This is a genomic window from Micromonospora sp. WMMD964 (assembly GCF_029581455.1).
Lineage (GTDB): Bacteria > Actinomycetota > Actinomycetes > Mycobacteriales > Micromonosporaceae > Micromonospora.
In genome coordinates, this window is sequence record NZ_CP120860.1 from 354,751 (window position 1) to 380,036 (window position 25,286).

General features: G+C 69.1%; 23 protein-coding genes and 3 tRNA genes. All 26 read right to left on the reverse strand.

All coding sequences use genetic code 11. From position 1 onward, the window contains the following. Positions 1-24: 24 nt before the first annotated feature. The 26 genes from O7616_RS01665 to O7616_RS01790 all read right to left on the reverse strand — a co-directional run bounded on the left by O7616_RS01665 (position 25) and on the right by O7616_RS01790 (position 25,283). The gene (locus O7616_RS01665; RefSeq protein ID WP_282264462.1) at positions 25-462 is read right to left on the reverse strand and encodes a phage holin family protein; all 438 of its coding nucleotides are present in this window, start codon (positions 460-462) and stop codon (positions 25-27) included. A 621-nt stretch (positions 463-1,083) separates the two neighbouring features. Next, complete coding sequence (locus O7616_RS01670; protein ID WP_282305327.1) at positions 1,084-1,452, reverse strand: hypothetical protein; 369 nt, start codon at positions 1,450-1,452, stop codon at positions 1,084-1,086. Between the two features lie 94 nt (positions 1,453-1,546). Next, on the reverse strand, positions 1,547-5,434 hold the full coding sequence (locus O7616_RS01675; RefSeq protein ID WP_282264460.1) for a DNA-directed RNA polymerase subunit beta': 3,888 nt from the start codon (positions 5,432-5,434) through the stop codon (positions 1,547-1,549). Positions 5,435-5,514: 80 nt separating this feature from the next. After that, on the reverse strand, positions 5,515-8,946 hold the full coding sequence (locus O7616_RS01680) for a DNA-directed RNA polymerase subunit beta (protein WP_282264459.1): 3,432 nt from the start codon (positions 8,944-8,946) through the stop codon (positions 5,515-5,517). A gap of 569 nt (positions 8,947-9,515) precedes the next feature. Beyond that, positions 9,516-9,905 (reverse strand): 50S ribosomal protein L7/L12, encoded by a 390-nt coding sequence (rplL, locus tag O7616_RS01685; RefSeq protein WP_145778891.1) that lies wholly within the window; start codon positions 9,903-9,905, stop codon positions 9,516-9,518. 54 nt (positions 9,906-9,959) lie between these two features. Further along, positions 9,960-10,505: a 50S ribosomal protein L10 gene (gene rplJ, locus O7616_RS01690; RefSeq protein ID WP_282264458.1), complete on the reverse strand. Its 546-nt coding sequence runs from the start codon at positions 10,503-10,505 to the stop codon at positions 9,960-9,962. Positions 10,506-10,847: 342 nt separating this feature from the next. Continuing rightward, the gene (locus tag O7616_RS01695) at positions 10,848-11,537 is read right to left on the reverse strand and encodes a hypothetical protein (RefSeq protein WP_282305328.1); all 690 of its coding nucleotides are present in this window, start codon (positions 11,535-11,537) and stop codon (positions 10,848-10,850) included. After that, positions 11,534-12,418, reverse strand: a complete 885-nt coding sequence (locus O7616_RS01700) for an ABC transporter ATP-binding protein (RefSeq protein ID WP_282305329.1) — start codon at positions 12,416-12,418, stop codon at positions 11,534-11,536. The genes O7616_RS01695 and O7616_RS01700 overlap by 4 nt, the downstream gene beginning before the upstream one ends. A gap of 78 nt (positions 12,419-12,496) precedes the next feature. Further along, positions 12,497-13,213 carry a 50S ribosomal protein L1 gene (gene rplA, locus O7616_RS01705; protein WP_088987563.1) on the reverse strand — a complete coding sequence of 239 codons (717 nt, stop codon included), beginning with the start codon at positions 13,211-13,213 and terminating at the stop codon, positions 12,497-12,499. Between the two features lie 78 nt (positions 13,214-13,291). Then, positions 13,292-13,723 carry a 50S ribosomal protein L11 gene (gene rplK / locus O7616_RS01710; RefSeq protein ID WP_282305330.1) on the reverse strand — a complete coding sequence of 144 codons (432 nt, stop codon included), beginning with the start codon at positions 13,721-13,723 and terminating at the stop codon, positions 13,292-13,294. Positions 13,724-13,909: 186 nt separating this feature from the next. Next, positions 13,910-14,632 (reverse strand): transcription termination/antitermination protein NusG, encoded by a 723-nt coding sequence (gene nusG, locus O7616_RS01715; protein WP_278149140.1) that lies wholly within the window; start codon positions 14,630-14,632, stop codon positions 13,910-13,912. A gap of 39 nt (positions 14,633-14,671) precedes the next feature. Beyond that, positions 14,672-15,064, reverse strand: a complete 393-nt coding sequence (secE, locus tag O7616_RS01720; RefSeq protein ID WP_269682297.1) for a preprotein translocase subunit SecE — start codon at positions 15,062-15,064, stop codon at positions 14,672-14,674. Positions 15,065-15,278: 214 nt separating this feature from the next. Continuing rightward, a tRNA-Trp gene (locus O7616_RS01725) sits at positions 15,279-15,351 on the reverse strand. Positions 15,352-15,480: 129 nt separating this feature from the next. After that, the gene (locus O7616_RS01730) at positions 15,481-15,873 is read right to left on the reverse strand and encodes a MaoC family dehydratase (protein ID WP_282305331.1); all 393 of its coding nucleotides are present in this window, start codon (positions 15,871-15,873) and stop codon (positions 15,481-15,483) included. A 1-nt stretch (position 15,874) separates the two neighbouring features. Continuing rightward, on the reverse strand, positions 15,875-16,321 hold the full coding sequence (locus tag O7616_RS01735) for a MaoC family dehydratase N-terminal domain-containing protein (protein WP_282305332.1): 447 nt from the start codon (positions 16,319-16,321) through the stop codon (positions 15,875-15,877). A 127-nt stretch (positions 16,322-16,448) separates the two neighbouring features. Then, positions 16,449-16,616, reverse strand: a complete 168-nt coding sequence (gene rpmG, locus O7616_RS01740) for a 50S ribosomal protein L33 (RefSeq protein WP_007073056.1) — start codon at positions 16,614-16,616, stop codon at positions 16,449-16,451. A 132-nt stretch (positions 16,617-16,748) separates the two neighbouring features. Further along, positions 16,749-16,821 (reverse strand) — tRNA-Met (locus tag O7616_RS01745). 24 nt (positions 16,822-16,845) lie between these two features. Further along, positions 16,846-16,918 (reverse strand) — tRNA-Thr (locus O7616_RS01750). A 93-nt stretch (positions 16,919-17,011) separates the two neighbouring features. Further along, on the reverse strand, positions 17,012-19,537 hold the full coding sequence (locus O7616_RS01755; RefSeq protein ID WP_282305333.1) for a bifunctional diguanylate cyclase/phosphodiesterase: 2,526 nt from the start codon (positions 19,535-19,537) through the stop codon (positions 17,012-17,014). 58 nt (positions 19,538-19,595) lie between these two features. Continuing rightward, positions 19,596-19,769, reverse strand: coding sequence for a hypothetical protein (locus O7616_RS01760; protein WP_282264451.1), 174 nt, complete (start codon positions 19,767-19,769; stop codon positions 19,596-19,598). 831 nt (positions 19,770-20,600) lie between these two features. Next, complete coding sequence (locus O7616_RS01765) at positions 20,601-21,107, reverse strand: hypothetical protein (RefSeq protein WP_282305334.1); 507 nt, start codon at positions 21,105-21,107, stop codon at positions 20,601-20,603. 82 nt (positions 21,108-21,189) lie between these two features. Next, complete coding sequence (locus O7616_RS01770) at positions 21,190-22,626, reverse strand: tyrosine-type recombinase/integrase (RefSeq protein ID WP_282305335.1); 1,437 nt, start codon at positions 22,624-22,626, stop codon at positions 21,190-21,192. Next, on the reverse strand, positions 22,623-22,808 hold the full coding sequence (locus O7616_RS01775; protein ID WP_030329852.1) for a helix-turn-helix domain-containing protein: 186 nt from the start codon (positions 22,806-22,808) through the stop codon (positions 22,623-22,625). The genes O7616_RS01770 and O7616_RS01775 overlap by 4 nt, the downstream gene beginning before the upstream one ends. Continuing rightward, positions 22,805-24,559: a replication initiator gene (locus O7616_RS01780; protein WP_282305336.1), complete on the reverse strand. Its 1,755-nt coding sequence runs from the start codon at positions 24,557-24,559 to the stop codon at positions 22,805-22,807. The genes O7616_RS01775 and O7616_RS01780 overlap by 4 nt, the downstream gene beginning before the upstream one ends. Continuing rightward, on the reverse strand, positions 24,556-25,098 hold the full coding sequence (locus O7616_RS01785) for a DUF2637 domain-containing protein (RefSeq protein WP_348773847.1): 543 nt from the start codon (positions 25,096-25,098) through the stop codon (positions 24,556-24,558). The genes O7616_RS01780 and O7616_RS01785 overlap by 4 nt, the downstream gene beginning before the upstream one ends. Continuing rightward, entirely contained in the window at positions 25,095-25,283 is a 189-nt protein-coding gene (locus O7616_RS01790) for a hypothetical protein (RefSeq protein WP_282305338.1), read from the reverse strand. The genes O7616_RS01785 and O7616_RS01790 overlap by 4 nt, the downstream gene beginning before the upstream one ends. Positions 25,284-25,286 lie beyond the last annotated feature (3 nt).

The following is a 25,286-nucleotide window of genomic DNA, read 5'->3' on the forward strand; positions in this document are numbered from 1 at the left end:
AGGGGGCGACGGCAGCGAAACTGCTCAGGCCAGCGCGAGGAGCAACGCCAGGCCCAGGCCGAGGAGGCTGAGCACCGCTCCCGCCACGCCGCAGCTGATCCCGGCCACCGCCAGACCACGGCCGGTGAAGCGGACGGCCGGAGGAGTGACCGGCCGGCGGATCTGCCGCTGGCCCAGCAGCCCGATGACGACCGCCGCCACGCCCGTCAGGACCCCGAGCACCGCGAACGCCCCGGAGGCCCACGCACCGCCCTCGTCCACGAAGGTCACCCCGAAGCAGATCACCAGAAGCGAGACCACTGCCGACGCGATGCCGGCCACCAGCGCCCCGATGGCCAGCCCGGACGTGACGGGCGCCACGTCCAGGTGCACGACACCGAACGGCGTACCCGGAACCGTCTCGACCCGCTTCGGCGGTCGGCGCTGGTCATCCGTGGGGGGTGGAACCGGATGCCCGACCATGCCACCCCAACCCGGCGCACGCCCCGGCGGCGGCGGACCCCACCCGGGCGGCACACCAGGCCCAGACGACGGCGGACCCCACCCCGGCGGCACACCAGGCCCAGACGACGGCGAACCCCACCCCGGCGGCACACCAGGCCCAGACGACGGCGGACCCCAGCCTGGGGGCGGCGGGGTCGGCCCACCGGAGACCGGGTACGGCTGGTGGTAGCCGGCCGACGCGGGCGGGCCCCAGCCGGGGGGTGGTGCGGAGGACGGCGTTGGAGCCCAACCCGCAGGCTGCGGTGCGCCACCCGGGCCAGGCCGCTCCCAGCCACTCGGCGCAGGCGAGCCCGGCGCCGCAGAGGCGGGCGCGGAAGAGGTCGGCTCGGGCGGGCTCGACACAGCAGGGGCCGGCTCGGGCGGGGTCGGCGCGGCAGGGGCCGGCTCGGGCGCGGTCGGCGCGGAGAGGGCCGGCTCGGGCGCGGTCGGCGCGTCCGGAGGGGCGGCCGATTCGTCCGCAGGGGGCCGCGCCGGTTCCGTCACGAGGTCCTCCTGTCGAAAGGGCACCACCGCCGCACGGTGGACACCGGCCAGGCTACCGCCGAGGGCGCCGCCGCCGGGGCGCGGCCACCGGCCGGCTCAGTCCATGTTCGTCGGGTAGTCGTGGCCGAACGGCGCCCCGGCCAACCGGACCACGCCGATCACCACCGCGGTGACCACGGTGACCGCGAACAGCACCAGGCCGGTCCAGGCCATCCGCTCCCCCCGCCGCAGCCAGACGGCACCGGTCAGAAAACCCCCCGAGGTGTACGCCTCACGGCGCGCCTGCCGGGCCAACTGCAGTGCCACCGTCGCGGGCACCACCCCACCGACGAAGAGCCCGGTCAGCATGCCGAGCAGCCCCAGCGCGAAGACCGCCCGCGCCTTCGTGGCACGGGCCGGATCCGGGTCGAGAGGGTGACGTGGGTCCTGGTGCGCGACGGGCACCTGCCCGGGTGCGGTCGTCATCCCCCCATCATGCCGAAGTCGCAGCCGGGGTGGGTGGCTCCGGACACGACGAGGCCCCCGGCGGATACCGGGGGCCTCGTCGGGTGATCGGTGCTTAGCGGTACGACCCGAAGTCGAAGTCGTCCAGCGGCACAGCCTGCCCGCCGGCTGGCCCGAACCCGTAGTCGGTCTCCGGGTACCCGGTCATCGAGTAGACCTTGGCCTTGGCCTCCTCGGTCGGCTCCACCCGGACGTTGCGGTACTTGCTGATGCCCGTACCGGCCGGGATGAGCTTTCCGATGATCACGTTCTCCTTGAGGCCGACCAGCGAGTCGCTGCGCGAGTTGATCGCAGCGTCGGTCAGCACCCGGGTGGTCTCCTGGAAGGAGGCCGCCGAGAGCCAGGAGTCGGTGGCCAGCGAGGCCTTGGTGATACCCATCAGCACCGGACGACCGGCGGCGGGCTCGCCGCCCTCCGAGACGAGTCGGCGGTTCTCCGACTCGAACAGCGCCCGGTCGACGAGCACACCCGGCAGGAACTCGGTCGAGCCGGAGTCGATGACCGTCACCCGCTTGAGCATCTGGCGGATGATGATCTCGATGTGCTTGTCGTGGATGAGCACACCCTGCGAGCGGTAGACCTCCTGGACCTCACTGGTCAGGTGGACCTGGACCGCCCGCGGACCCATGATCCGCAGAAGCTCGTGCGGGTCGATGGTGCCCTCGGTCAGCTTCTCGCCGACCGCGACGTGGCCGCCGTCGTGGGTCCGGAGCTTGACCCGCTTCGAGATCTTGTCGTAGACGATCTCGTCGCTGCCGTCGTCCGGCACCACGATGATCTTGCGCGAGCGCTCGCCGTCCTCGATCCGGATCCGGCCGGGGGTGTCGGCGATGGGCGCCTTACCCTTCGGGACCCGGGCCTCGAAGATCTCCTGCACACGCGGCAGACCCTGGGTGATGTCCTCACCCGCGACACCACCGGTGTGGAAGGTACGCATCGTCAGCTGCGTACCGGGCTCACCGATGGACTGTGCGGCGATGATGCCGACCGCCTCGCCGATGTCGACCGACTTACCGGTCGGCAGCGACCGGCCGTAGCAGGCCGCGCAGACGCCCAGCTTCGACTCGCAGGTCAGCACGCTGCGCACCCGGACCGTCTCCACCCCGGCGGCGACGATCTTGTCGACCCCGATGGAGTTGATGTCCTGGCCACGCTCGGCCACCACGGTGCCGTCCGGACCCTTGATGTCGTCGGCCAGCGTCCGGGCGTGCACGCTGGTCTCGGCGTGGGTGTGGACGACGAGCTTGCCGTCCAACCGCTCGCCGATCTGCATCGGGATCGCCCGGTCGGTGCCGCAGTCCTCCTCGCGGATGATGACGTCCTGCGAGACGTCCACCAGACGACGGGTCAGGTAACCCGAATCGGCGGTACGCAGCGCGGTGTCGGCGAGACCCTTACGGGCACCGTGCGTGGAGATGAAGTACTCCAGCACGGACAGACCCTCCCGGTAGCTGGCCTTGATCGGCCGCGGGATGATCTCGCCCTTCGGGTTGGCCACCAGACCACGGATCGCCGCGATCTGCCGGAGCTGGAGCAGGTTACCGCGAGCACCCGAGTTGATCATCTTCCACAGTGGGTTCTCCTGCGGCAGCGCGGTGTCCATCTCCTTGGCGACCTCGTTGGTCGCCTTGGTCCAGATCTCGATGAGTTCGCCGCGACGCTCCTCGGCGGTCATCAGACCACGCTGGTACTGCTTGTCGATCCGGTCGGCTTCCTTCTCGTACCGCGCCAGGATCTCCGCCTTGCGCGGCGGAGCGATGACGTCCTCCATGCCGATCGTCACGCCGGACCAGGTGGCCCAGTGGAAACCGGCCTCCTTGAGCCCGTCCAGGGTGGCGGCCAGGGCCACCTTCGGGAAGCGCTCGGCGAGGTCGTTGACGATCGCGGAGAGCTGACCCTTGCGGATCTCGTAGTTCACGAAGCGGTAGCCCTGCGGCAGCGTCTCGTTGAACAGCACCCGACCCAGGGTCGTGTCGACCGTCAGCGGCTCACCCTCGACCCAGCCCTCCGGGGCGGTCCACGGCTCGGCGCCGGCGCCGTTGTCGACACCGATCACGCCGTGCAGACGGATCCGCACCGGTGCCTGCAGGTGCAGCTCACCGTTGTCGAAGGCCATCCGCGCCTCGGCGTCCGAGCTGAACGCCCGGCCCTCGCCCTTCTCACCGGCGGTGAGGTGGGTGAGGTGGTAGAGACCGATGACCATGTCCTGGGTGGGCATGGTGACCGGCTTGCCGTCGGCCGGCTTGAGGATGTTGTTCGACGACAGCATCAGGATCCGAGCCTCGGCCTGGGCCTCGGCGGACAGCGGCACGTGCACCGCCATCTGGTCACCGTCGAAGTCGGCGTTGAACGCGGTGCAGACCAGCGGGTGGATCTGGATCGCCTTGCCCTCGACCAGCTGCGGCTCGAAGGCCTGGATGCCCAGGCGGTGCAGGGTCGGCGCCCGGTTGAGCAGCACCGGGTGCTCGCCGATGACCTCTTCCAGCACGTCCCACACGACCGGGCGCTGGCGCTCGACCATCCGCTTGGCGGACTTGATGTTCTGCGCGTGGTTGAGGTCCACCAGCCGCTTCATGACGAACGGCTTGAACAGCTCCAACGCCATCTGCTTGGGCAGACCGCACTGGTGCAGCTTGAGCTTCGGGCCGACCACGATGACCGAACGGCCGGAGTAGTCGACGCGCTTGCCCAGCAGGTTCTGGCGGAACCGGCCCTGCTTGCCCTTGAGCATGTCGGACAGCGACTTGAGCGGGCGGTTACCCGGGCCGGTGACCGGCCGACCACGACGGCCGTTGTCGAACAGCGCGTCGACGGCCTCCTGGAGCATCCGCTTCTCGTTGTTCACGATGATCTCGGGAGCACCGAGGTCGATCAGTCGCTTGAGGCGGTTGTTCCGGTTGATCACGCGGCGGTACAGGTCGTTCAGGTCCGAGGTCGCGAAGCGACCACCGTCGAGCTGCACCATCGGGCGCAGGTCCGGCGGGATGACCGGGACGCAGTCGAGCACCATGCCGAGCGGCGAGTTGCGGGTGTTCAGGAACGCCGCGACGACCTTGAGTCGCTTGAGCGCCCGGATCTTCCGCTGACCCTTGCCGGACCGGATGGTCTCCCGCAGGCTCTCGGCCTCGGCGTCGAGGTCCATGTTCTGGACCAGCGCCTTGATCGCCTCGGCGCCCATGGAACCGGTGAAGTACTCACCGAACCGGTCACGCAGCTCGCGGTAGAGCAGCTCGTCGGTGACCAGCTGCTTCGGCTCCAGCTTGCGGAAGGTGTCCAGCACCTCGTCCAGGCGGTCGATCTCGCGCTGGGCCCGGTCGCGGATCTGGCGCATCTCGCGCTCTCCGCCCTCCTTGACCTTGCGCCGGACGTCCGCCTTGGCACCCTCGGCCTCCAGCTCGGCCAGGTCGGCCTCGAGCTTGGCGGCCCGCTTCTCGATCTCCGAGTCGCGGCTGTTCTCGGACTGCCGCTTCTCGGCCAGGATCTCGTTCTCGATCGTCGAGAGGTCACGGTGACGCGACTCCGCGTCCACGCTCGTCACGACGTACGAGGCGAAGTAAATGATCTTCTCGAGGTCCTTGGGGGCGAGGTCCAGCAGGTAGCCCAGCCGGCTCGGAACGCCCTTGAAGTACCAGATGTGGGTCACCGGAGCGGCGAGCTCGATGTGCCCCATCCGCTCACGACGGACCTTGGAACGAGTCACCTCGACGCCGCAGCGCTCACAGATGATGCCCTTGAACCGGACGCGCTTGTACTTACCGCAGTAGCACTCCCAGTCCCGCTGCGGACCGAAGATCTTCTCGCAGAAGAGCCCGTCCTTCTCCGGCTTCAGGGTGCGGTAGTTGATCGTTTCAGGCTTCTTGACCTCGCCGTGCGACCACTGACGGATGTCGTCGGCGGTGGCGAGACCAATGCGCAGCTCGTCGAAGAAGTTGACGTCGAGCACTATGTCCCCTATGTCGTCGTCTGTACTGCTAATTCTCGGGCGAGGTCGGGGGCCGGCAGACCGGCCCCCGACCGCTCACCTCAGACCTCTTCGACCGAGCTCGGCTCGCGCCGGGACAGGTCGATGCCCAGCTCCTCAGCGGCCCGGAACACCTCGTCGTCGGTCTCGCGCATCTCCAGGGCCACACCGTCGCTGGAGAGCACCTCGACGTTGAGGCACAGCGACTGCAGCTCCTTGAGCAGCACCTTGAACGACTCGGGGATGCCCGGCTCCGGGATGTTCTCGCCCTTGACGATGGCCTCGTAGACCTTCACCCGGCCGAGCACGTCGTCGGACTTGATCGTGAGCAGCTCCTGCAGGGCGTACGCGGCGCCGTACGCCTGCATCGCCCAGCACTCCATCTCACCGAAACGCTGACCACCGAACTGCGCCTTACCACCCAGCGGCTGCTGCGTGATCATCGAGTACGGGCCGGTCGACCGAGCGTGGATCTTGTCGTCGACCAGGTGGTTGAGCTTCAGGATGTAGATGTAGCCGACCGCGATCGGGTCCGGCAGTGGCTCACCGGAACGACCGTCGAACAGCTGCGCCTTGCCGCTGGAACCGATCAGCTGGTTGCCGTCACGGTTGGGCAGCGTGGACGCCAGCAGGCCGGAGATCTCGGCCTCGCGGGCACCGTCGAAGACCGGGGTGGCCACGTTCGTGTCCCCCTCGGACTCGTGCGCGTCGATCGAGCGCAACTGCCGCTTCCACTCGGTGTCGTCGCCCTCGACCTTCCAACCGGTCTTGGCGACCCAACCGAGGTGGGTCTCCAGCACCTGGCCGATGTTCATCCGGCTCGGCACACCCAGCGGGTTGAGCACGATGTCGACCGGGGTGCCGTCCTCCAGGAACGGCATGTCCTCGATCGGCAGGATCTTCGAGATGACGCCCTTGTTGCCGTGCCGGCCGGCGAGCTTGTCGCCGTCCTGGATCTTGCGCTTCTGGGCGACGTAGACCCGCACCAGCTCGTTGACACCCGGCGGCAGCTCGTCGCCGTCCTCGCGGGAGAAGGTACGCACACCGATGACCGTGCCGGTCTCGCCGTGCGGCACCTTCAGCGAGGTGTCGCGGACCTCGCGCGCCTTCTCACCGAAGATCGCGCGGAGCAGCCGCTCCTCCGGGGTCAGCTCGGTCTCACCCTTGGGCGTGACCTTGCCGACCAGGATGTCACCGGGGACGACCTCGGCGCCGATCCGGATGATGCCGCGCTCGTCGAGGTCGGCGAGCATCTCCTCGCTGACGTTCGGGATGTCGCGGGTGATCTCCTCCGGGCCGAGCTTGGTGTCCCGAGCGTCGACCTCGTGCTCCTCGATGTGGATCGAGGTGAGCACGTCCTGCTGCACGAGGCGCTGCGACAGGATGATCGCGTCCTCGTAGTTGTGCCCCTCCCAGGTCATGAAGGCCACGAGCAGGTTGCGCCCGAGTGCCATCTCGCCCTCGTCGGTGCACGGCCCGTCGGCGATGACCTGACCGGCCTCGACGCGGTCGCCCTCGAAGACCACCGGCTTCTGGTTGACGCAGGAGCCGGCGTTGGAGCGGCGGAACTTGTGCAGCAGGTACGTCCGGCGGTGGCCGTCATCCTGGTGGATGGTGACGTAGTCGGCGCAGAGATCCTCGATCACACCGCCGACCTCGGCGACGACCACGTCGCCGGCGTCGACAGCGGCCCGGTACTCCATGCCCGTGCCCACCAGCGGCGCCTCGGCCTTGACCAGCGGCACCGCCTGGCGCTGCATGTTCGCGCCCATCAGTGCCCGGTTGGCGTCGTCGTGCTCGAGGAACGGGATCATGGCGGTCGCGACCGAGGTCATCTGCCGCGGCGAGACGTCCATGTAGTCCACGGCGCCCGGCGCCACGTCCTCGGTCTCGCCGCCCTTACGACGGACGAGGACCCGGTCCTCGGCGAACGTCCCGTCAGCCCGCAGCGGCGCGTTGGCCTGGGCCTTGACGAAACGGTCCTCCTCGTCCGCGGTCAGGTAGTCGATCTGGTCGGTGACCCGACCCTCGACGACCTTCCGGTACGGCGTCTCGATGAAGCCGAACGGGTTGACCCGGGCGAAGGTGGACAGCGCGCCGATCAGACCGATGTTCGGGCCTTCCGGCGTCTCGATCGGGCACATCCGGCCGTAGTGGGACGGGTGCACGTCGCGGACCTCGAAGCCGGCCCGCTCCCGGGACAGACCACCCGGGCCGAGCGCGCTCAGCCGCCGCCGGTGGGTCAGGCCCGCCAGCGGGTTGGTCTGGTCCATGAACTGGGACAGCTGCGACGTCCCGAAGAACTCCTTGATCGCCGCCACCACCGGGCGGATGTTGATCAGAGTCTGCGGGGTGATCGCCTCGACGTCCTGCGTGGTCATCCGCTCGCGGACGACCCGCTCCATGCGGGACAGGCCGACCCGAACCTGGTTCTGGATCAGCTCGCCCACGGTGCGCAGACGACGGTTGCCGAAGTGGTCGATGTCGTCGGCCTCGTAGCCCTCCTCACCGGCGTGCAGCCGGCAGAGGTATTCCACGGTGGCGACGATGTCGTCCTCGGTCAGCGTGCCCGTGGTGATCGGCACGTCGACTTCGAGCTTCTTGTTGAACTTGTAGCGCCCGACCTTGGCGACGTCGTACCTCTTCGGGTTGAAGAAGAGGTTGTCGAGCAGGGTCTGGGCGTTCTCGCGCGTCGGCGGCTCGCCAGGGCGCAGCTTGCGGTAGATGTCGAGCAACGCCTCGTCGGCGCCGGCGATGTGGTCCTTCTCGAGCGTGGTCATCATCAGCTCGGACCAGCCGAACCGCTCACGGATCCGCTCGGCCGACCATCCGATGGCCTTGAGCAGGACCGTGACGGCCTGCCGACGCTTGCGGTCGATGCGTACGCCGACCGTGTCGCGCTTGTCGATGTCGAACTCCAGCCAGGCACCCCGACTCGGGATGACCTTGACGCTGGAGAGGTCGCGGTCGGAGGTCTTGTCCGGCTGCTTGTCGAAGTAGACGCCCGGGGACCGGACGAGCTGGCTGACCACGACGCGCTCGGTGCCGTTGATGACGAAGGTGCCCTTGGGCGTCATCATCGGGAAGTCACCCATGAACACCGTCTGGCTCTTGATCTCGCCAGTGGTGTTGTTGGTGAACTCCGCGGTCACGAAGAGCGGAGCGCAGTAGGTCAGGTCCTTCTCCTTGCACTCCTCGATCGAGGCCTTGACCTCGTCGAAGCGCGGCGCCGAGAAGGAGAGTGACATGGTGCCGGAGAAGTCCTCAATGGGACTGATCTCTTCAAGGATCTCCGCGAGACCCGAGCGTGCGTGCGGGTCGTCCGCCGACCGGCCCTGCCAAGCCTCGTTGCCGACGAGCCAGTCGAAGGACTCGTTCTGGATGGCAAGGAGGTTGGGGACCTCGAGGTGTTCGGTGATCCTGCCGAATGAAACTCGGCGGGGAGCGAATGCGCTCGACGTACGACTGGTCTTCGCAGGGCGGGAAGCTGCCAAGATGCGTCCTTCCGAGGACCGGTGCTGCAGAACGGCTGGTACGCGTGCACTCCAATGACCCCACCAGAATTATCCGTAAACGGACATTTCCGAGCAGGGGTCAAGTCGGAAGGCAGCGCAAACTAGCAGTGTAGCCGAGAGGCTAACCGCTGTCCAGCCCACCCCGCAGGTCGTTTGCGGAACGCGCCTCGGCCCCCCTCAACCGGGGTCTGCCGGGCCGCTCAGAACGCAACTCCCCACTGGGCCGCTCGGGTGACCGCGACCGATGGTGCCGTCGCTGTCATACCCACATCGTGGCCGTCGCAAGCGCGGTGTCTTGCTGGTGTCAGCGTGCCTGGCAGCCCGGGGCCGCGTCAAGGGCCGGTATCCGGGTCGTCACTTCTTTCCTCCTGGCGGGCGACCCGCCGCGCTCCTCGGGGTCCCGCACACCGGGCGTCGGAGCCCAGCTCAGGGCCGGTCCGCGCCGGATCCAGCAACACGGCGGGCGGCGATCCGTGTCGGATCACCGCCCGCCGCGACGCGATTCGTGTCCCGGCTCACGAGCCGGGTACGCGCTGGTGGAGCTCAGGTCACTTGAGGGTGACCTTGGCGCCCTCACCCTCGAGCTTGGCCTTCGCCTTCTCGGCGGTCTCCTTGTTGACCTTCTCCAGGATGGCCTTCGGCGCGGACTCGACCGCGTCCTTGGCCTCCTTGAGGCCCAGGCCGGTCAGCTCACGCACGACCTTGATGACCTGGATCTTCTTGCCACCGTCGGCGTCGAGGATGACGTCGAACTCGTCCTTCTCCTCCTCGGCCGGGGCAGCAGCGCCACCGGCGGCACCGCCGGCCGCGGCAACCGCGACCGGAGCGGCAGCGGTGACCTCGAAGGTGGTCTCGAACTGCTTCACGAACTCAGAGAGCTCGATCAGCGTCATCTCCTTGAACGCGTCGAGCAGCTCGTCGGTGCTGAGCTTCGCCATGTCTGGCGTCCTTTCCTAATGCTGATAAGTAAGAACTGGTGCGCCGTGGGGGCCTCAGGCCGCCTCGGCGCCCTCCTTCTCGCGCTTGTCCTGCAGTGCAGCCGCCAGACGGGCGGTCTTCGACAGCGGGGCCTGGAACAGGGCCGCGGCCTTGCTCAGGTTGCCCTTCATCGCGCCGGCCAGCTTGGCCAGCAGCACCTCGCGGGACTCCAGGTCGGCGAGCTTCGTGACCTCGGCCGCGGAAATGGCCTTGCCCTCGAAGACACCGCCCTTGATGACGAGCTTCGGGTTGGCCTTCGCGAAGTCGCGAAGCCCCTTCGCCGCCTCGACGACGTCGCCCGAAACGAAAGTCAGCGCGGTAGGACCGGTGAACAGCTCGTCGAGGCCGGTGATGCCCGCGTCCGTCGCAGCACGCTTGGCCAGCGTGTTCTTCGCGACCATGTAGCTGGTGTCGGCGCCGAGCGAGCGCCGAAGCTGGGTGAGCTGGGAAACCGTCAGACCGCGGTACTCGGTCAGCACGGTGGCGCCCGAGCTGCGGAAGCTCTCGGTCAGCTCAGCGACGGCCGTGGCCTTGTCGGCCCGGATCGGCTTGTCCGCCATGTCCCTCCTCTCTCGTTACTCGAGGCTGGCCCCGTCACGGCCGAAGCCGGAACGGGAGCGGAGGCAGCGCGACAACGAAAAAGCCCCGGCGCAGGGCGCACGGGGCGAGGGCCGGCGGATCGTCACGGTCGGCGGACCATGCTCACTGCCGAGTTACGCTTGCCGCCCTGCGCGGGTCGCCCGTTGTCGCGGGACCTTCGACCGTGCCGAAGCACGGTGACCAGCGGTCTCTGGGTGGTTCGCCATCCATGAGAACACGGATGACTGTTGAAGAGTACGCGCCCGGGCCACCAGCACCAAATCGCGCCTGGTGAGCCACGTCACCGACGCCGACATCGGTGGTCAGCCCCGGGCCCGCCGCCGCCACAGATAGCCACCGACTACCGCGGCGCTCCAGGCCACCGCCCACATGCTCAGCCCCACCAGGGTGAGCGCGGCGGCGTCCCCTCCGGTGGCGCGGGCGGCGGCCATGATCGGCGGTGCCAGCCAGGGAACCACCGAGCCGCTCAGGCCCAGCACCACCGCGCCGACGCCGCCGAGGGCCAGCACCGCGACGCCGTACCCGGCCCCGCCCACCGACGCCCGGCTGGCCAGAGCGCCCAGGGCGACCGCAGCGGGTACGGCCACCAGGTGCGCCCACAGCCCCAGCGCGAGCCCGACCGGGATCGACCGGTCCCCCGGCTCCACCGGGCCGGAGACCCCACCGACCAACCACGGGAACAGCAGCCCGACGCCCACCGTCACCAGCGCTGCCCCGCTGGCCGCGAGGAGACCGGCCAACCGCTCACGGGACACCCCGACCGCCACCTGTGCCAGCCGGCGCTGCACGTCCGGCTCCACGTCCAGCAGGATCTTGGTCTGCCAGGCGATGACCGGGAAGAGGACCACGGCCGAGACGCCGTACGCCTCCGCCGGCTGGGCACGACCGCCGCCGTAGAGGAGGCCGAGCGTCACGAGGCCGGCGAGCAGCGGCGCGATCGCGCGGCCGGTCCGCAGGAAACCCGCCAGTCGCATCCGGATCAGGGCGTTCACCGGGCCTCCCCCGCCGCCGGCTCGACCACCGCGTCGGCGGGTTGCCCCGCTGCCGATTCCCCGACCACCGACGACGGCGGCTCGCCGGGTCGGGCGGCACCGGCCTCCGGAGACGGCTCGTCCGGTCGCGCCGGAGCTGCGGCGGTGGAGGCGTCGACGCGTACCCGCAGAATGTGATGCCCCTCGGCGCGCAACCGGGCGACGGTGCCGGCGGCCCGCGCGGCCGGAACCGCGACCTCGACCACCGCGAGCGTCTCGTCCGCGGCGGACGTCTCCTCGGTCAGCGAACCGTCGGCCACCAGCCAACGGCGCGCGGCCGGCAACCGGACGGTCTCCCCCCGGTGGTCGCTGACCAGGACGGACCCCCCGGCGGCGAGCACCTCGTCGATCAGCTCGGGCACCAGCTCGCGGGTGGCGGCGTCCAGCCCCTCCCACGGTTCGTCGAGCACCAGCAACCCCGGAGGGCGCAGCATCGCCTGGGCCAGGCCCACCTTCTGCGCGGTGCCCTTGGACAGCTCCGGCAGCCGGACCGAGCGGAAGGCGGAGAGCCCGAGCCGGTCGGTCCACGAGGCCACCGCCTCGTCGGCCGCCGCCCTGCCCAGCCCGGTCACCCGAGCCATCCCGGTCAGGTAGCGAGCCACGGTGAACGGCTGGTCGGCCGGAAAGCGCTCCGGCACCCAGCCCACCCGCGCGGGTCGATCGGTGACCCGGCCCCGGCCCGGCCGCAGCACTCCGGCCGCGACCTGGAGCAGTGTGGACTTGCCCACCCCGTTGCGGCCCAGCACGACCGCGACCTCGCCCGGACCGATCCGCACGTCGACACCGTGCAGCACCCACGGCCCCCGCCGGTGGTACCGCAACCAGACGTTCTCCAGCCGCATGGCGTCGAGCCTGCCACCAGGAACGCGCCGGGGCGCCGCCACAGTCGTGGCGGCGCCCCGGCGGAGCGAACTGTCGGCTCAGGCCTCGGCCGAGTCCTCACGGAGGTTCTTCACCAGGTTCGGGTCGACCGGGACACCCGGGCCCATCGTGGTGGTGAGGATGACCTTGCGGAGGTACTTGCCCTTGGCCGCGGACGGCTTGGCCCGCAGGACCTCGTCGAGCACCGCGGCGTAGTTGTCCACCAGCTGGTTCTCCGTGAAGGATGCCTTGCCGATGATCAGGTGCAGGTTGGAGTGCTTGTCCACCCGGAAGGTGATCTTGCCGCCCTTGATGTCCTGCACCGCCTTGGTGACGTCCATGGTCACCGTGCCGGTCTTCGGGTTCGGCATGAGACCGCGCGGGCCCAGGATCCGCGCGATCCGGCCGATCTTGGCCATCTGGTCCGGCGTGGCGATCGCCGCGTCGAAGTCGAGCCAACCACCCTGGATCCGGGCGACCAGCTCGTCGGTGCCCACCTCGTCGGCACCCGCCGCGGCGGCCTCTTCGGCCTTCGCGCCACCGGCGAACACGATCACGCGGGCGGTCTTACCGGTGCCGTGCGGCAGGTTGACCGTGCCGCGGACCATCTGGTCCGCCTTGCGGGGGTCGACGCCGAGGCGCATGGCGACCTCGACCGTGGCGTCGAACTTGACGTTGGTGGTCTCCTTGGCCAGCTTCACGGCCTCGGCGGGGGTGTAGAGCTTCGACCGGTCGATGACGTCGGCGGCCTTGCGGTAGCTCTTGCTGCGCTGCATTGCTGATTACTCCTGTGGTCTCTGGCGGGCCGCTCGGCGCGGGCCCTCCCACGGTCGGGTCGACGGCCTGGGCCGACGTCAGTCGTTGACGGTGATGCCCATCGACCGGGCGGTGCCGGCGATGATCTTCTCGGCCTGCTCGATGTTGTTGGCGTTGAGGTCGGCCATCTTCTTCTCGGCGATCTCACGGAGCTGGCCGCGGCTGACCGAGCCGACCTTGTCGGACTGCGGAACACCCGAGCCCTTCTGCACACCGGCGGCCTTGAGCAGCAGCCGGGCGGCGGGCGGGGTCTTCAGCACGAAGGTGAAGGACCGGTCCTCGTAGACGCTGATCTCGGCGGGGACGATGTCGCCCCGCTGGGACTCGGTCTGCGAGTTGTAGGACTTGCAGAACTCCATGATGTTCACGCCGTGCTGGCCGAGCGCGGGGCCGACCGGCGGGGCCGGCGTGGCCTGGCCCGCCGGCAGCTGAAGCGTGAACGTCTTGACGAGCTTCTTCTTCGGAGGCATGTCACTTCCTGGGGCTTGGAGCTGGGAAAATGCGGCTGTCGCCGCCCTCGGAGCGCGCACGGTCAGCGCGGTGCGACAGCGGCGACATTCAAGAGTAGCGCAGGCCGCAGCCCGCTCGTCCGCCGAGGTCGAGCGGGAGGGCTACGCCGACGTCGGCGGCGGGCCGGGCCCGCCGCCGACGACCAGTCAGATCTTGGCGACCTGGTTGAAGTTGAGCTCCACCGGGGTCTCCCGACCGAAGATCGACACCAGCACCTTGAGCTTCTGCTGGTCGGCGTTGATCTCGCTGATCGTGGCCGGCAGCGACGCGAAGGCGCCGTCGGTGACGGTGACGGAGTCGCCCACCTCGAAGTCGAGGACCTTGACCTCCGGCTTCGCCTTCTTCTGCTCGGTCTCGACGGCCGGTGCCAGCCACTTCAGCACCTCGTCGAGGGAGAGCGGGGCGGGCCGGTCGGCCCGGTCGGTCGCGCCGACGAAGCCCGTCACACCCGGGGTGTTGCGCACACACGAGTAGGACTCGGCGGTCAGCTCCATCCGGACCAGGATGTAACCCGGGAAGACCTTGGCCTGGACCTGGGAACGCTTGCCGTTCTTGACCTCGACCTCTTCCCGGGTCGGCACCTCGACCTGGTAGATGAAGTCCTCCATGTCGAGGCTCGTGATCCGGGTCTCGAGGTTGGTCTTGACCTTGTTCTCGTAGCCGGCGTACGAGTGCACCACGTACCAGTCGCCAGGCGCGTAACGCAGCTTCTGCCTCAGCTCGGCGACCGCGTCGTAATCCTCGTCCGGTGCGGGCTCGGTCGTTGGGAACTCCGGCTCGCTGGCGGCCTCAACCGACTCGTCACCAGCCGCCGTCGCGACCGTGGACTGCTCGTCCACCGGTCCGGCGGTCTCGTCGTACTCAGGCACGCTCGCTCACTTCCGTCACTATCGGCTGGAGGCAGCCGGTCAGTCCGAGTTGCCGAAGACAAACAGCACGACCTTGGCGAAGCCGTAGTCCAGCACACCGACGATCGTCAGCATCACCGCGACGAACGTCACCACCACGGCGGTGTAGGTCAGCAACTCCTTGCGGGTCGGCCAGATGACCTTACGCAGTTCGGCTACGACCTCGCGGAAGAACCGCGCGATGCGGCCGAACACGCCCACCCGACCCGTTTCCGACCGGGTGGTCGGTCGGCTGTCCGCCGACTCCGCCCGTGCGCGCGACCGCGTGGCGGTGCCGCCCCGGGAAACCGGCTCGTCCGCGCCGGTGGCGTCGTCGTCGGCCACGTCGTCGACGATCTCGTCATCCAGACGATCGTCGCCGGCGTCCTCGCCGTGCCGCTTGTTGTCGGCCACTTCGCCCTCCGTCGCGGAATCTCGGGTCGCACGCCGGGCGGCGTACGCGGCGCTGGTCACGCCGGCCGGGCCCAACCGTCCCGCGACGGGCCGCGGCCGGTGGATCATCCGGAGGGGCCCGATCGCCTCGGAACCACCCCGCCGATGCCACCACCACGGGCCGGACGCCGCCATGCTGGCGGCGCGACCCACGGGAACGGTCAGGCCTGAGGCGCAGGGGTGACAGGACTTGAACCTGCAGCCTGCGGTTTTGGAGACCGCTGCTCTGCCAATTGAGCTACACCCCTGTGCGGCAACACTCGCCCCACGCGGTCACAGACGACCGAGCAGGGGTCACTTGCCCCACGGCGGACCAGTGTACGGGTAGCCCCCCGACTTTCCCAACCGGTCTCCCCGCCACGCGTGGCGAGGAGGGTTCAGCGGGCCGTACGGATCGTCGCGCGGGCCTGCGAGAGCACCTTGTCGCCCAGACAGGTCGCGGTCACGTCGAGTCGGGTCAGGCCGTCCTCGGTGACCTCACGGACCTTGGCGGTGACCTCGATCTCGGTGCCCTGGTCGTCGTCGGGAACCACCACCGGTCGGGTGAACCGGACGCCGTACTCGACCACCGCGTCGGGCGCTCCGGCCCACTCGGTGACCGCCCGGCCGACCAGCGCCATGGTGAACATGCCATGGGCGATCACCCCGGGCAGACCGACCTTGGTGGCGACCCGGTCACTCCAGTGGATCGGGTTGAAGTCACCCGAGGCGCCCGCGTACTGCACCAGGTCGGCCCGGGTCACCCGGAACGTCTTGGCCGGCAGCTCCATCTCAGCCCTCCCCGCGAATGACGTACCTGGCCCAGACGGCGACCACCGGTTCCCCGGCGACGGTGCTCACGTCGGTGCGCGTGGTCAGGAAGCCGTGCCCACCCCGGGTGCTGACGTCCTCGATGGTGTTGGTGCAGACCAGCTCGTCGCCCGCGACGACCGGCCGGGTGTACGCGAACCGCTGGTCGCCGTGCACCAGGCGGCTGTAGTCGACCCCCAGGTCCGGATCCTCGATGATCTGACGGGTGGCGGCCATCGTGACGATCACCGGAAAGGTCGGCGGGGCCACCACGTCGCCGTGCCCCAGCGCCCGAGCAGCCTCCGGGTCGTGATGAGCCGGGTCCGTGGCGCCGATGGCGCTGGCGAACTCACGGATCTTTTCTCGGCCCACCTGGTAGGGGGCGGTCGGCGGATAGGTCCGGCCGACGAAGGAAGGGTCCAGAGACATGCCGCGAACCTACACGGAAAGCGCAATCGCCGATCCGATCGGCAGGCAGGCGGCGGAGCCGCGCCAAACCGGTCAGATCGGCGATTGCTAGAGCTTCGACAACGGCCGGCGCGAAGCCGGCCACGGATCAGCGGGTCTCGCGGTGGACCGTGTGCCGACCGTCACGCGGGCAGAACTTCTTCAGCTCGATGCGGTCGGGGTCGTTGCGCCGGTTCTTGCGCGTGATGTAGTTGCGCTCCTTGCACTCCACACACGCCAAAGTGATCTTCGGCCGGACATCGGTAGCCTTCGCCACGGCGGAGTGCCTTCCTCGCTAACGGAAACAACTACGACGCGCCAGCCTAGACGCTGACAGCGCGGACATGCAAAGTGGGCGCCAGAAGCGCCCATTCTTACGACCACCGGCAACGAGCCCGGAAGACGAGAGTAGCGGTGGCCGGACTTGAACCGGCGACACAGCGATTATGAGCCGCTTGCTCTACCATCTGAGCTACACCGCTGCGATGGGTCCAGCTGAACCCTCGAGCCCCCTTACGGAATCGAACCGTAGACCTTCTCCTTACCATGGAGACGCTCTGCCGACTGAGCTAAGGGGGCCTGCGCGATCTCCCCGTGGGGCGCGCAGGAGTAAGAGTACACGGCCCGGCTCGACAGGTGAAATCGGATCCCCGGTGATGGTTCCCGCCCTGCTCAGGGCACTACTCGAAGGCGCGGAAGCTCCCCTTCGGCGGTCGTCTCCGGCTCGACCTGAGCACCGAACCAGGCGGCCAACCGCTCGTACGGCAGCGGCCTGCTGAACAGGAAGCCCTGCCCGATCTCGCAGCCGATGTCCTGGAGAAGCTCCAGCGTCAGCTCACTCTCCACGCCCTCGGCGACCACGGCCAGGCCGAACTGCTGCGAGAGAGTCACCACCGCGTTGACGATGGCCAGGTCCCCCGGGTCGGTCGCCATGCCCTGCACGAAGGAGCGGTCCACCTTCACCTCGTGCACCGGCAGCCGGCGTAGGTGCGCCAGGGACGAGTCGCCCGTGCCGAAGTCGTCCACCGACAGCCGGACGCCGAGGTCACGCAGCCGCTGCAGGGTCGGGATGGGCCGGTCCGTGCCGTCCAGCACCCCCGACTCGGTGATCTCCAGGGTGAGACGCTGCGCCGGCACCCGGTACTCGCTCAGCAGCTCCCGCACGCGCTCCGGGAAGTCCTGGTCGGTCAGCGTGCGGGCCGCGAGGTTGACGGCGATGGGCAGCGGTTGGTCGGCCAGCGCCCAGTCACGGCTGCGGCGCAGCCCCTCCCGGAGCACCACCTCCGTGAGTCGGCTCAACTGACCGGTGTGCTCGGCCACCGCCACGAAGTCCTCCGGGGCGACAGTGCCATGCGTCGGATGCTCCCACCGGGCCAGGCACTCGACACCCACCAGACGCCGGTCCCGCAGGGTCACCTTCGGCTGGAAGTAGACCTCCAGCTCGTCGTCGTCCAACGCTCGGCGCAGATCGCCGGCCAGACCGAGCCGACGCAGCGACCGGGACTCCAGAGCCGGGTTGAAGAGCTGCACGCTGCCCGGCACCGACTTCGCCGCCGTGGCCGCCAGGTCGACCCGCAGGAGCAGGGTCGCCGCATCGCTTCCATGATCCGGGTGTACGGCCACCCCGACGGCGGTGTTCACGTCCAGGGTGAGCGCGTCGAACACCATCTCGTCGCGGATCTGGTCGCGCAGTTGGGCGGCCAACTCCAGCGCGGCCTCTGCGCTCTCCAACCGCAACGTCACCAGGAACTCGTCGCCACCCGCCCGGCCGACCAGCGCCGCCGACGGCGCGCTGGCCCGCAACCGGCTGGCGACCTCGGCGAGGACCTTGTCCCCCGCCGCGTGACCGAGGGACTCGTTGACCTGCCGCAGCCCGTCGACGTCGAAGAGCAGCAGCGCCACCACCTCACCGGGCAGCCGGATCTTGACCGACTCGTCCAGCGCGTCGGTGATCCGCCGCCGGTTGGGCAGCCGGGTCAACGCGTCGTGGTAGGCGTCGTGCCGCAGCCGGTCCACCAGGCGGGAATTCTCCAACGCCACCGCCGCGTGCGCCGCCACGGTCTCGAAGATGGGGATGTCGCTACGGGTGAAATGACCGACGTCGCTGAGCCGGTTGGCGACTTCCAGCGTGCCGATGACCGCTTGGCCGGAACGGAGCGGCACCACGATGACGTCCTTGATCTTGCCCTGACTCAGTGCCTGTCGCTCGTGCGACTCGTCGTCGAAGGCACGCCCCACCGCGAGGGTCCGTCCCTCGTCCGCGGCTCGCTGCCGGAGGGACGGCGGCGTCGGCACGACGTCCAGCAGGCCCGAATCGTCGACCCGGGCGGTGAGCAGCACCTCGGGATGACGGCCCTGGGCGGGCAGCCAGAGTGTCGCGTATTCGGCCTGCATCAGCGCTCGGACCCGACCCAGGAGAGCATCGACGAGCGCACCATCCTGGCCCTGCTCCGCGATCGCGCGGGTCAGCTCGTACATCGCGGCCAGCGTCCGGTGCTGGCGGAAGAACGCCGCGTAGGAGCGGTAGACCAGCACGAGGGCCGCACCCAGCGAGGCCAGCAGCACCACAGACCACCACGTGGTGGTGACGGCGATCAGGATGATCAGACCGAGTGAGGCGTTGATCGCTGCGGTGAGGAGCGCTGGGGGCGCGGTGCGCAGGGCGTCCCGTCCCGCCTGCCAGCCCTGCAACAGCGTGTGCACGCCGACCACGGCCACCAGACTGACGAGGATCACCGCGGTGACGGCCGCGAACAGCCCCAGCCAGGTGCCCGGTTCCACCTTTTCGAGGGGTGGCAGCGCCTCAAGGACGAGGACCGCGAGGGACGTGCCGGCGGCCGCCTTGGCCACGTTGAACCAGAACTTGACGGGCGCGAACCGGTGGCGCGTCTGCGTGAGCATGGACGCCACCGTGTAGATCACGACGACGGTCAACGGTGGCAGCAGAAAGAGTGCGAGGACCAGCGGAATCTCGGTCAGCGTCACGCCGAACGACTGCCGCCGGATGACGAAGTTGAGGACCGGCATGCCGATGCCGACCATCGCGACCAGCAACGCGGCCGCCAACAACCAGTCACCGAACGGCGGATCAGACACCAGCCCCGTGACCAGGGAACAAATAGCCGCGAACAGCGCCAATGGCCCGGTGATGAACCAGGCCCGATCTGCTGATCGTCGCGAGCGATCACGCTGCGCCATGTCGCTCCCTACGGCTTCTTCGGCCCCCGCCGTCCGGTGGCGATGACGGCGGAACCGCTCAGCGGCCGCTGTCGACGACAGCGCTCTCTGTGCCGATGGTCCAGATGATGTCGGTGGCCTGGTAAGCATCGGCCATGCCGTCGTAGAGACCGGCGTTGAATCCGACGATGGCGGCGGCAGCGAGAAGAAGGAGAAGCGACCCGCTCAGTCGGCCCAACCTACGACCAGACATTATCGCTCCTGTCGGAAGATGTGCAGCGTGGATAAAGATTCCACGATGGTGCCATAGGGCTGGCAGCCAGAAAAGTGGTGGACGCCCCGACTGACCCCACCGTCTGTGACTTCCCGCCGTTCGGCCGACCGCCCTCGTCGCACCGGGCCAGATCACACGCCTGCGGGTCAGCTCACCGCTTCACAGAACGCTCAATACGACCTTCACCACAATTCGGTCCAGCCGTCCGACGCTCACTGTGTCCAGCGCGACGGTCACCGTACGTAACACCTGGAGGCGGTATGTCGATGCTCGCTCTCCGTATCGGCCATCGACAACCATACCGTCTTACCGCCATCGCGCCAGCCCCCCGGCGGATTCGTTACAGACGGAGAGCACCCCCCGTGCGGCCGCATACGTGACCAGCCCCGGCGTCAGTCGGATCGCCTACCCCGCATCGACGGTGCGGGTACGCACGCCCCCACCTGGGCTGTGCCGGTCTGCCGCACCAGACGAAACCTCGACCTGGACGACTGACGAATCCCTTTCAGCTGACGCTGCCGACTCCGACTCCGGATGCCCTCAGCCGCCGAACCACCTCCCGCAGTTCGGCTGGGGTCGGCTGGACATATGACAACGGCCCCCGATCAGCATCTCTGCTGGTCAAGGGCCGTGTCTGCACCTGGTGGCGGGTAGAGGATTCGAACCTCTGAAGCTTTCGCGACGGATTTACAGGGCGTCCGCGATCTTGACCGCCTCAGCGCCTGCGACCTGGCGACTTGCTCGTCCGGACAGAGGCCATCCGTTCAGCCGCCCACCATCTGCCCACGCCCACCAGGTTCCCCCGACCTCTCACGACGCCGAGGGCAACGGCGAACCAGACGGCCTGCCAACTTCCGCCGACGGGGCGGGAGAACTGGTGGGCGAAGGCACTGACACGGAAGGCGTCACCACCGGAGTGCTCGTCTGGTTAGAGGGCCAGACCAGGGGCACAACTATCGCGACGATCGCGACCAGCAGAGCAAAGATCGCAACCGCTGCGGAGAGCCAAGCCACACGCCGACTGTCCTTGGCCACCCCGAGAGCCTCAAGCTCTCTCCGCTCAGCACGCTCAAGCCGTTGCTGGTCGTCGACCCGGTCGTGCTCGACCTTCGACACGAAGTCCGCAAACTGCTGCGCCAAGGCAGCGTTCCACTTCAGGAGCTCCGTCTCACGTTGCTCAGCTCGCTCGTGGCGCTCCGCTTCTTCGGCCTCCCTCGCCGTCACGGACTCTTCGAGGTCGTCCATCATCCGCTCGGACTCGATGCGCCACTGCTCACGCTCGCGCGACTGCTGCTCAAAACCGCGCAGGAAATTCATCGGATCAACCACGAAGCGCCCGTTGCCCCTTCACTCATGCCACTCTGTCCCCACCAGGCTCAGCCCTGCGGGCAACAACCAGTCATTCGAGGGCATTCCCGATCTTGTCGTTCATGGTGTCGTCGCCGCCGTCGATGCAGTTGGCGTAGACGCGGAGCAGGACGGCGACGCCGTGGCCCAGGCGCCGGGCGACCTCGGTCGGTGGGACGCCGGCATTCAGCCAGAGCGACGCCGCCGCGTGCCGCAGGTCGTAGGGCCGGCGGACGAGCGGCGAGGCGACCTGCGATTCGGTCAGCGCCTTCTCGCGGGCGAGCTTCCACCACCGGTCGTAGACCGACTCGGACAGCGGCCCACCGTGCAGGCCCCGGAAGAACCGACCGTCCGGGCCGACCCCGTGATTCTCGACGTGCACGCACAGCAGCTCGACGAGCCGAGGCGGGATCGGGACCGTACGAGTCTCAGCCCTCCCCCGGTGCTTGAGGCCACGCCGCTCGTGGGAGCCGCCATCATCGGTCCAGTGCGACCCGGCCCGCGGCGAGGTGCCGGCGAGCACCAGGCGGCCCCAGCGATATTCGATCTTCTCGTGGTCGCAGGACCGAGAAGGCTTCACCGCCGCCAGGTCGTCGAAGTCGGCCCCACAGTCGGCGCACCGGGCGGCAAGGTCGCAGTCCTCCCGCCGTAGGTCCGCGGCTTCCGAGGGACGCATCCCCGCGTAGTAGAGGCAGCCGAAGAACGCGGTGACCTTGTCGGCGCGTTTGCCGAGAGATTTCACCGCCTCCAGCAGCGTGGCGACCTGGGCCGGGTTCGCCACCACCCGCCGGTCGATGGACTGTGCGACCTCGGGGGCGGTCCACTGGACCCGGTCGACCGGGTTGGAGTCGATCAGCTCCAGCTCGACGGCGTACCCGAGCACGTTGTAGAAGGTGGCCCGCTTCCGCTGGACGGTGGAGGCAGCCGCGGGCTTGCCGTCGAGGCGTACGCACAGGCTGTCGAGGACCCGGCGGACCATCGCGGGCGAGTCGAGTTCGACTACCGGGAGGGATGCGGTTTCCAGCCAGGCCAGCGCCGCCGCGTGTTCGGCCGGGATCTCGTCGGACCAGCGGCGTGGGTTGAGGCCGTAGAGGTACAGCGCCTCACGGAGCAGGGCATCGGTCGGTCGGCCCCGCTTTGTTGGCCGGGTGAGGGTCACCGTGATCGAGGTCAGTGCTTCGACGATCGAGCGCCGGGTCTTGGCCGCCGCCCGGGGCCACTTCATCTCGACGTACGCCCGGCTGTGCGCGTACCAGGTGGTGGGGTTCTTGGTTCTGGCCTCCGAGACCGGGCGACCGGTGGCCGGGTCGAAGGGCTCCCCCGCGTTGGCCGCCTGGACCAGCTCGGCGCGGAACGAGTGCGCCAGGGCTTTGGTACGGAACATGTCCTCGAAGCGCTGACCGCTGACTGCCCAGCGGACCCGCCAGGGCCGAGCCTTCCGGTCAGCGCGCTTACCGATATCCCAGATCTGGACCTCGTAGCTCTTCATGCCGCGTCCTGCTCCAGGTCGCCGAGCCACCGGCCGAGCGCCGACCGGCGGACCCGCAGCTGCCCGTTCGGGAGCTTGATCACCCGTGGTCCCTTGCCGGTCTGCCGCCAGTAGAACCAGGTCGATCGCGGTACGCGCAGCTCGGCGAGTACTTCCGGCACGGTCAACAACTCCTCGTTCACGGCGTTTCCTCCCCGTCGTGCTGTGCGCTGTGCTGAGTTGCCGAAAGATCTGGAGACTGCTGCGCGGCCCGGTCCTTGGCGGCGAGCAGTTCGGACCGCCAGCGGGCGCGTTCGCTGATCGAGCGCATGAGCCGGTGGGTCGTCGGGCCGACGTCCGGGTCATCCGGTCGGGCCAACTCCCAGGCGTGCCGGACCCGTTCGGTGGTGTCGCCCTGGTCGTCGATGAGCTGTGTGCCGTCGGTGGTGACGCCGAGCAGTGCCCGGACCCAGGCCCGCGCGTCGTGCTTGTGGTCGGCGAGGGTCTTGCCGGACCAGTCGCGGGAGATGAGAATGCGCCGGCCGCCGATGCCGAGGGTGTCGCGCTGGTGGACCTTGCCCTTGCAGCGGCCCGGCTTGAGCTTGGCGTGCGCTTTCTTGGGCTGGACGCCGTAGAGCAGCCAGTTCGCGCACCGATCGGTGCACGGGGTGAGCTGGAGTTGCTGCCAGAGCCGGTCGAGGTGCTTGCGTTGCCGGTCGGTGGTCGCCTTGTGGCAGTCGCCGGTGTGCTTGGTGATGTATTTCGTGACGTACCGGATGGTCCGTTCGGCGTCCTCGGTGCCGGGCATAACGCCGCGGGCGTCGACCTGGGCGCCGAAGCGCGCGACGTGGACCGGTTCCGCGTCCGGGTCGTCATCGATGGCGTCGAGGGCGTCCGTCCAGGTGGCCAGCGGCTCGCGAGAGTCGGGGTCGACCCATGTCGCCGCCTGCTCGTCCCAGACCGGGAGCCGGTCCAGGGTGTAACGCTGGACGTCGACCGAGGGCCACCACACCTGGTGATAGGTCGCCTCCGCCACAGTGCGAAGCACGTCCCGAGGGATGGTGCCCCGGATGGCGAAGTGGGCGTGCGGGGCGAGTCGTCGTTGCGGCTCGACGCAGCCGGCGTACTGGACGTTCCAGCCCTCGCACCGTCGGAGGTTCTGCCAGAACCGATCGAGCAGCCGGGGAAAGTGCACGGCGTCCCAGGCGGCACGGCGGTAGTCGTAACGGGCGGGGTTGACGGGGGTGCCGTCGGGGCGGACCGGGCCGTACGAGTCGAGGGTGACGGTGAGCCACATCGACGGTTGGTAGGTGGCGCCGTCCGGGGCGGTATAGGTCTTGCCGACGGTGCGCCGTTCGACCTTGCGTCGAGGCAGCTCGGGGGCATCTTGGCGCCGCTTGGTGGAGCGCTTGCGTCGCTGACCGGGCTCGTCGTCCTGGTCCTCATCGTCGCTGGCGTGCGGTGGTCCGACGCGCCCGCGCAGGCCCTCAGCGGCGATGGCTTCCTCTACCTCGCGGATAGCCTCGTCGATGTCGGTCACCTGGTCCCACAGGGCTGCCCTCACCGCCTCGTCCCGGGAGAATTCCAGGTGCGCGCGGAACAGGATCAGCGACTTCTGCGCCTCGGTCGCGGGTTCCGGACCGGGCAGCGGTTCGTCGTTGCGGTGCCAGCCCTCGCGGATCTGGGCTTGCCGTAGCCGGCGGTTCTTCTTGGCGCACGGCGGGCACTTGTCCTCACGGGTCGCGCCGCAGGGTAGGTCGATGACTTCGGCCAGGCCGGTGTCGAGGTCGGTGCGGCGCATAGCCAGAGGGCGGACGCAGACGCCGTACTCGATGGCGATGTCCTTGAGCACGTCGATCGAGCGGGGTAGCGCCATGCGGGCCGCCCGCGACCCCGGCCGAGGAGCAACCGGGGTCGGGGCGGGTTCGAGACCGGGCAGGGTCGGAGCCGTCATCGGATGATCCCGACGACCTGGGGCCGGTTGGAATGGACGACGCCGACCGGAGGCAGCGCCGCGGCTGATGCCGGCGGCATCACCGGAGCCGGTGGCGCGGGTTCGACAGGCTGCGGCTCGTCGTACCAATCGCCCTGCGGCTGATCGGGCTCCGATGCCGGCAGTGTGGTGGGTTCGCTGGACAGGACAACCTTCACCAGGGCGAGGAAGGCCAGCGAAGGCACCGCCGCGACGATCCAGCCCCAGACGGACGGTTCGGCTTCGGCGACCTGAGCGGCGAGGGAGAGCAGCGCGAACGCGACCAGGAGCACGCCGACCAGGCCGACGGGCCGAGCATCACGGCGGCGGGCGCGGATCTCTAGGCCGAGGTAGATGGCCATCAGCTCTACGGCTACGGCGTTGGCCCAGCCGATCCAGTCGGGCTGCCCGTGGGCGACGGTCAGGTCGTGGACGTGGGTGAAGGCGGCGGCGCCGGCCATGGTGCCGATGGCGAGCAGGATCAGCACCCGAACGCCGGACTCGGCGCGTTCGCGGATCATCGGCCGCTGCCGTTGTCGCGGACGGTCAGGATGATGCAGATCTGTTGGCCGTTGAGGTCGCGACGGCGGTTGACCATGTGCGCCAGGCCGTGCAGGGCACCGGCGAGCCGGTCCGGGGAACCGTCCAGTTCGACGTGCAGCGGCTTGAGGCGATGGGTGCCGAGGAAGAGGCTCTTGAGGGACATCGG

Coding starts and splice junctions, on each gene's coding strand:
- O7616_RS01765 (WP_282305334.1), bottom strand. CDS start 21,107: ATGAATTTCCTGCGCGGTTTTGAGCAGCAGTCGCGCGAGCGTGAGCAG.
- rplK (WP_282305330.1), bottom strand. CDS start 13,723: ATGCCTCCGAAGAAGAAGCTCGTCAAGACGTTCACGCTTCAGCTGCCG.
- O7616_RS01735 (WP_282305332.1), bottom strand. CDS start 16,321: ATGTCTCTGGACCCTTCCTTCGTCGGCCGGACCTATCCGCCGACCGCC.
- rplL (WP_145778891.1), bottom strand. CDS start 9,905: ATGGCGAAGCTCAGCACCGACGAGCTGCTCGACGCGTTCAAGGAGATG.
- O7616_RS01730 (WP_282305331.1), bottom strand. CDS start 15,873: ATGGAGCTGCCGGCCAAGACGTTCCGGGTGACCCGGGCCGACCTGGTG.
- rplJ (WP_282264458.1), bottom strand. CDS start 10,505: ATGGCGGACAAGCCGATCCGGGCCGACAAGGCCACGGCCGTCGCTGAG.
- rplA (WP_088987563.1), bottom strand. CDS start 13,213: ATGCAGCGCAGCAAGAGCTACCGCAAGGCCGCCGACGTCATCGACCGG.
- O7616_RS01670 (WP_282305327.1), bottom strand. CDS start 1,452: ATGACGACCGCACCCGGGCAGGTGCCCGTCGCGCACCAGGACCCACGT.
- O7616_RS01760 (WP_282264451.1), bottom strand. CDS start 19,769: ATGTCTGGTCGTAGGTTGGGCCGACTGAGCGGGTCGCTTCTCCTTCTT.
- O7616_RS01785 (WP_348773847.1), bottom strand. CDS start 25,098: ATGATCCGCGAACGCGCCGAGTCCGGCGTTCGGGTGCTGATCCTGCTC.
- O7616_RS01755 (WP_282305333.1), bottom strand. CDS start 19,537: ATGGCGCAGCGTGATCGCTCGCGACGATCAGCAGATCGGGCCTGGTTC.
- O7616_RS01770 (WP_282305335.1), bottom strand. CDS start 22,626: ATGAAGAGCTACGAGGTCCAGATCTGGGATATCGGTAAGCGCGCTGAC.
- O7616_RS01665 (WP_282264462.1), bottom strand. CDS start 462: ATGGTCGGGCATCCGGTTCCACCCCCCACGGATGACCAGCGCCGACCG.
- O7616_RS01700 (WP_282305329.1), bottom strand. CDS start 12,418: ATGCGGCTGGAGAACGTCTGGTTGCGGTACCACCGGCGGGGGCCGTGG.
- O7616_RS01780 (WP_282305336.1), bottom strand. CDS start 24,559: ATGACGGCTCCGACCCTGCCCGGTCTCGAACCCGCCCCGACCCCGGTT.
- O7616_RS01790 (WP_282305338.1), bottom strand. CDS start 25,283: ATGTCCCTCAAGAGCCTCTTCCTCGGCACCCATCGCCTCAAGCCGCTG.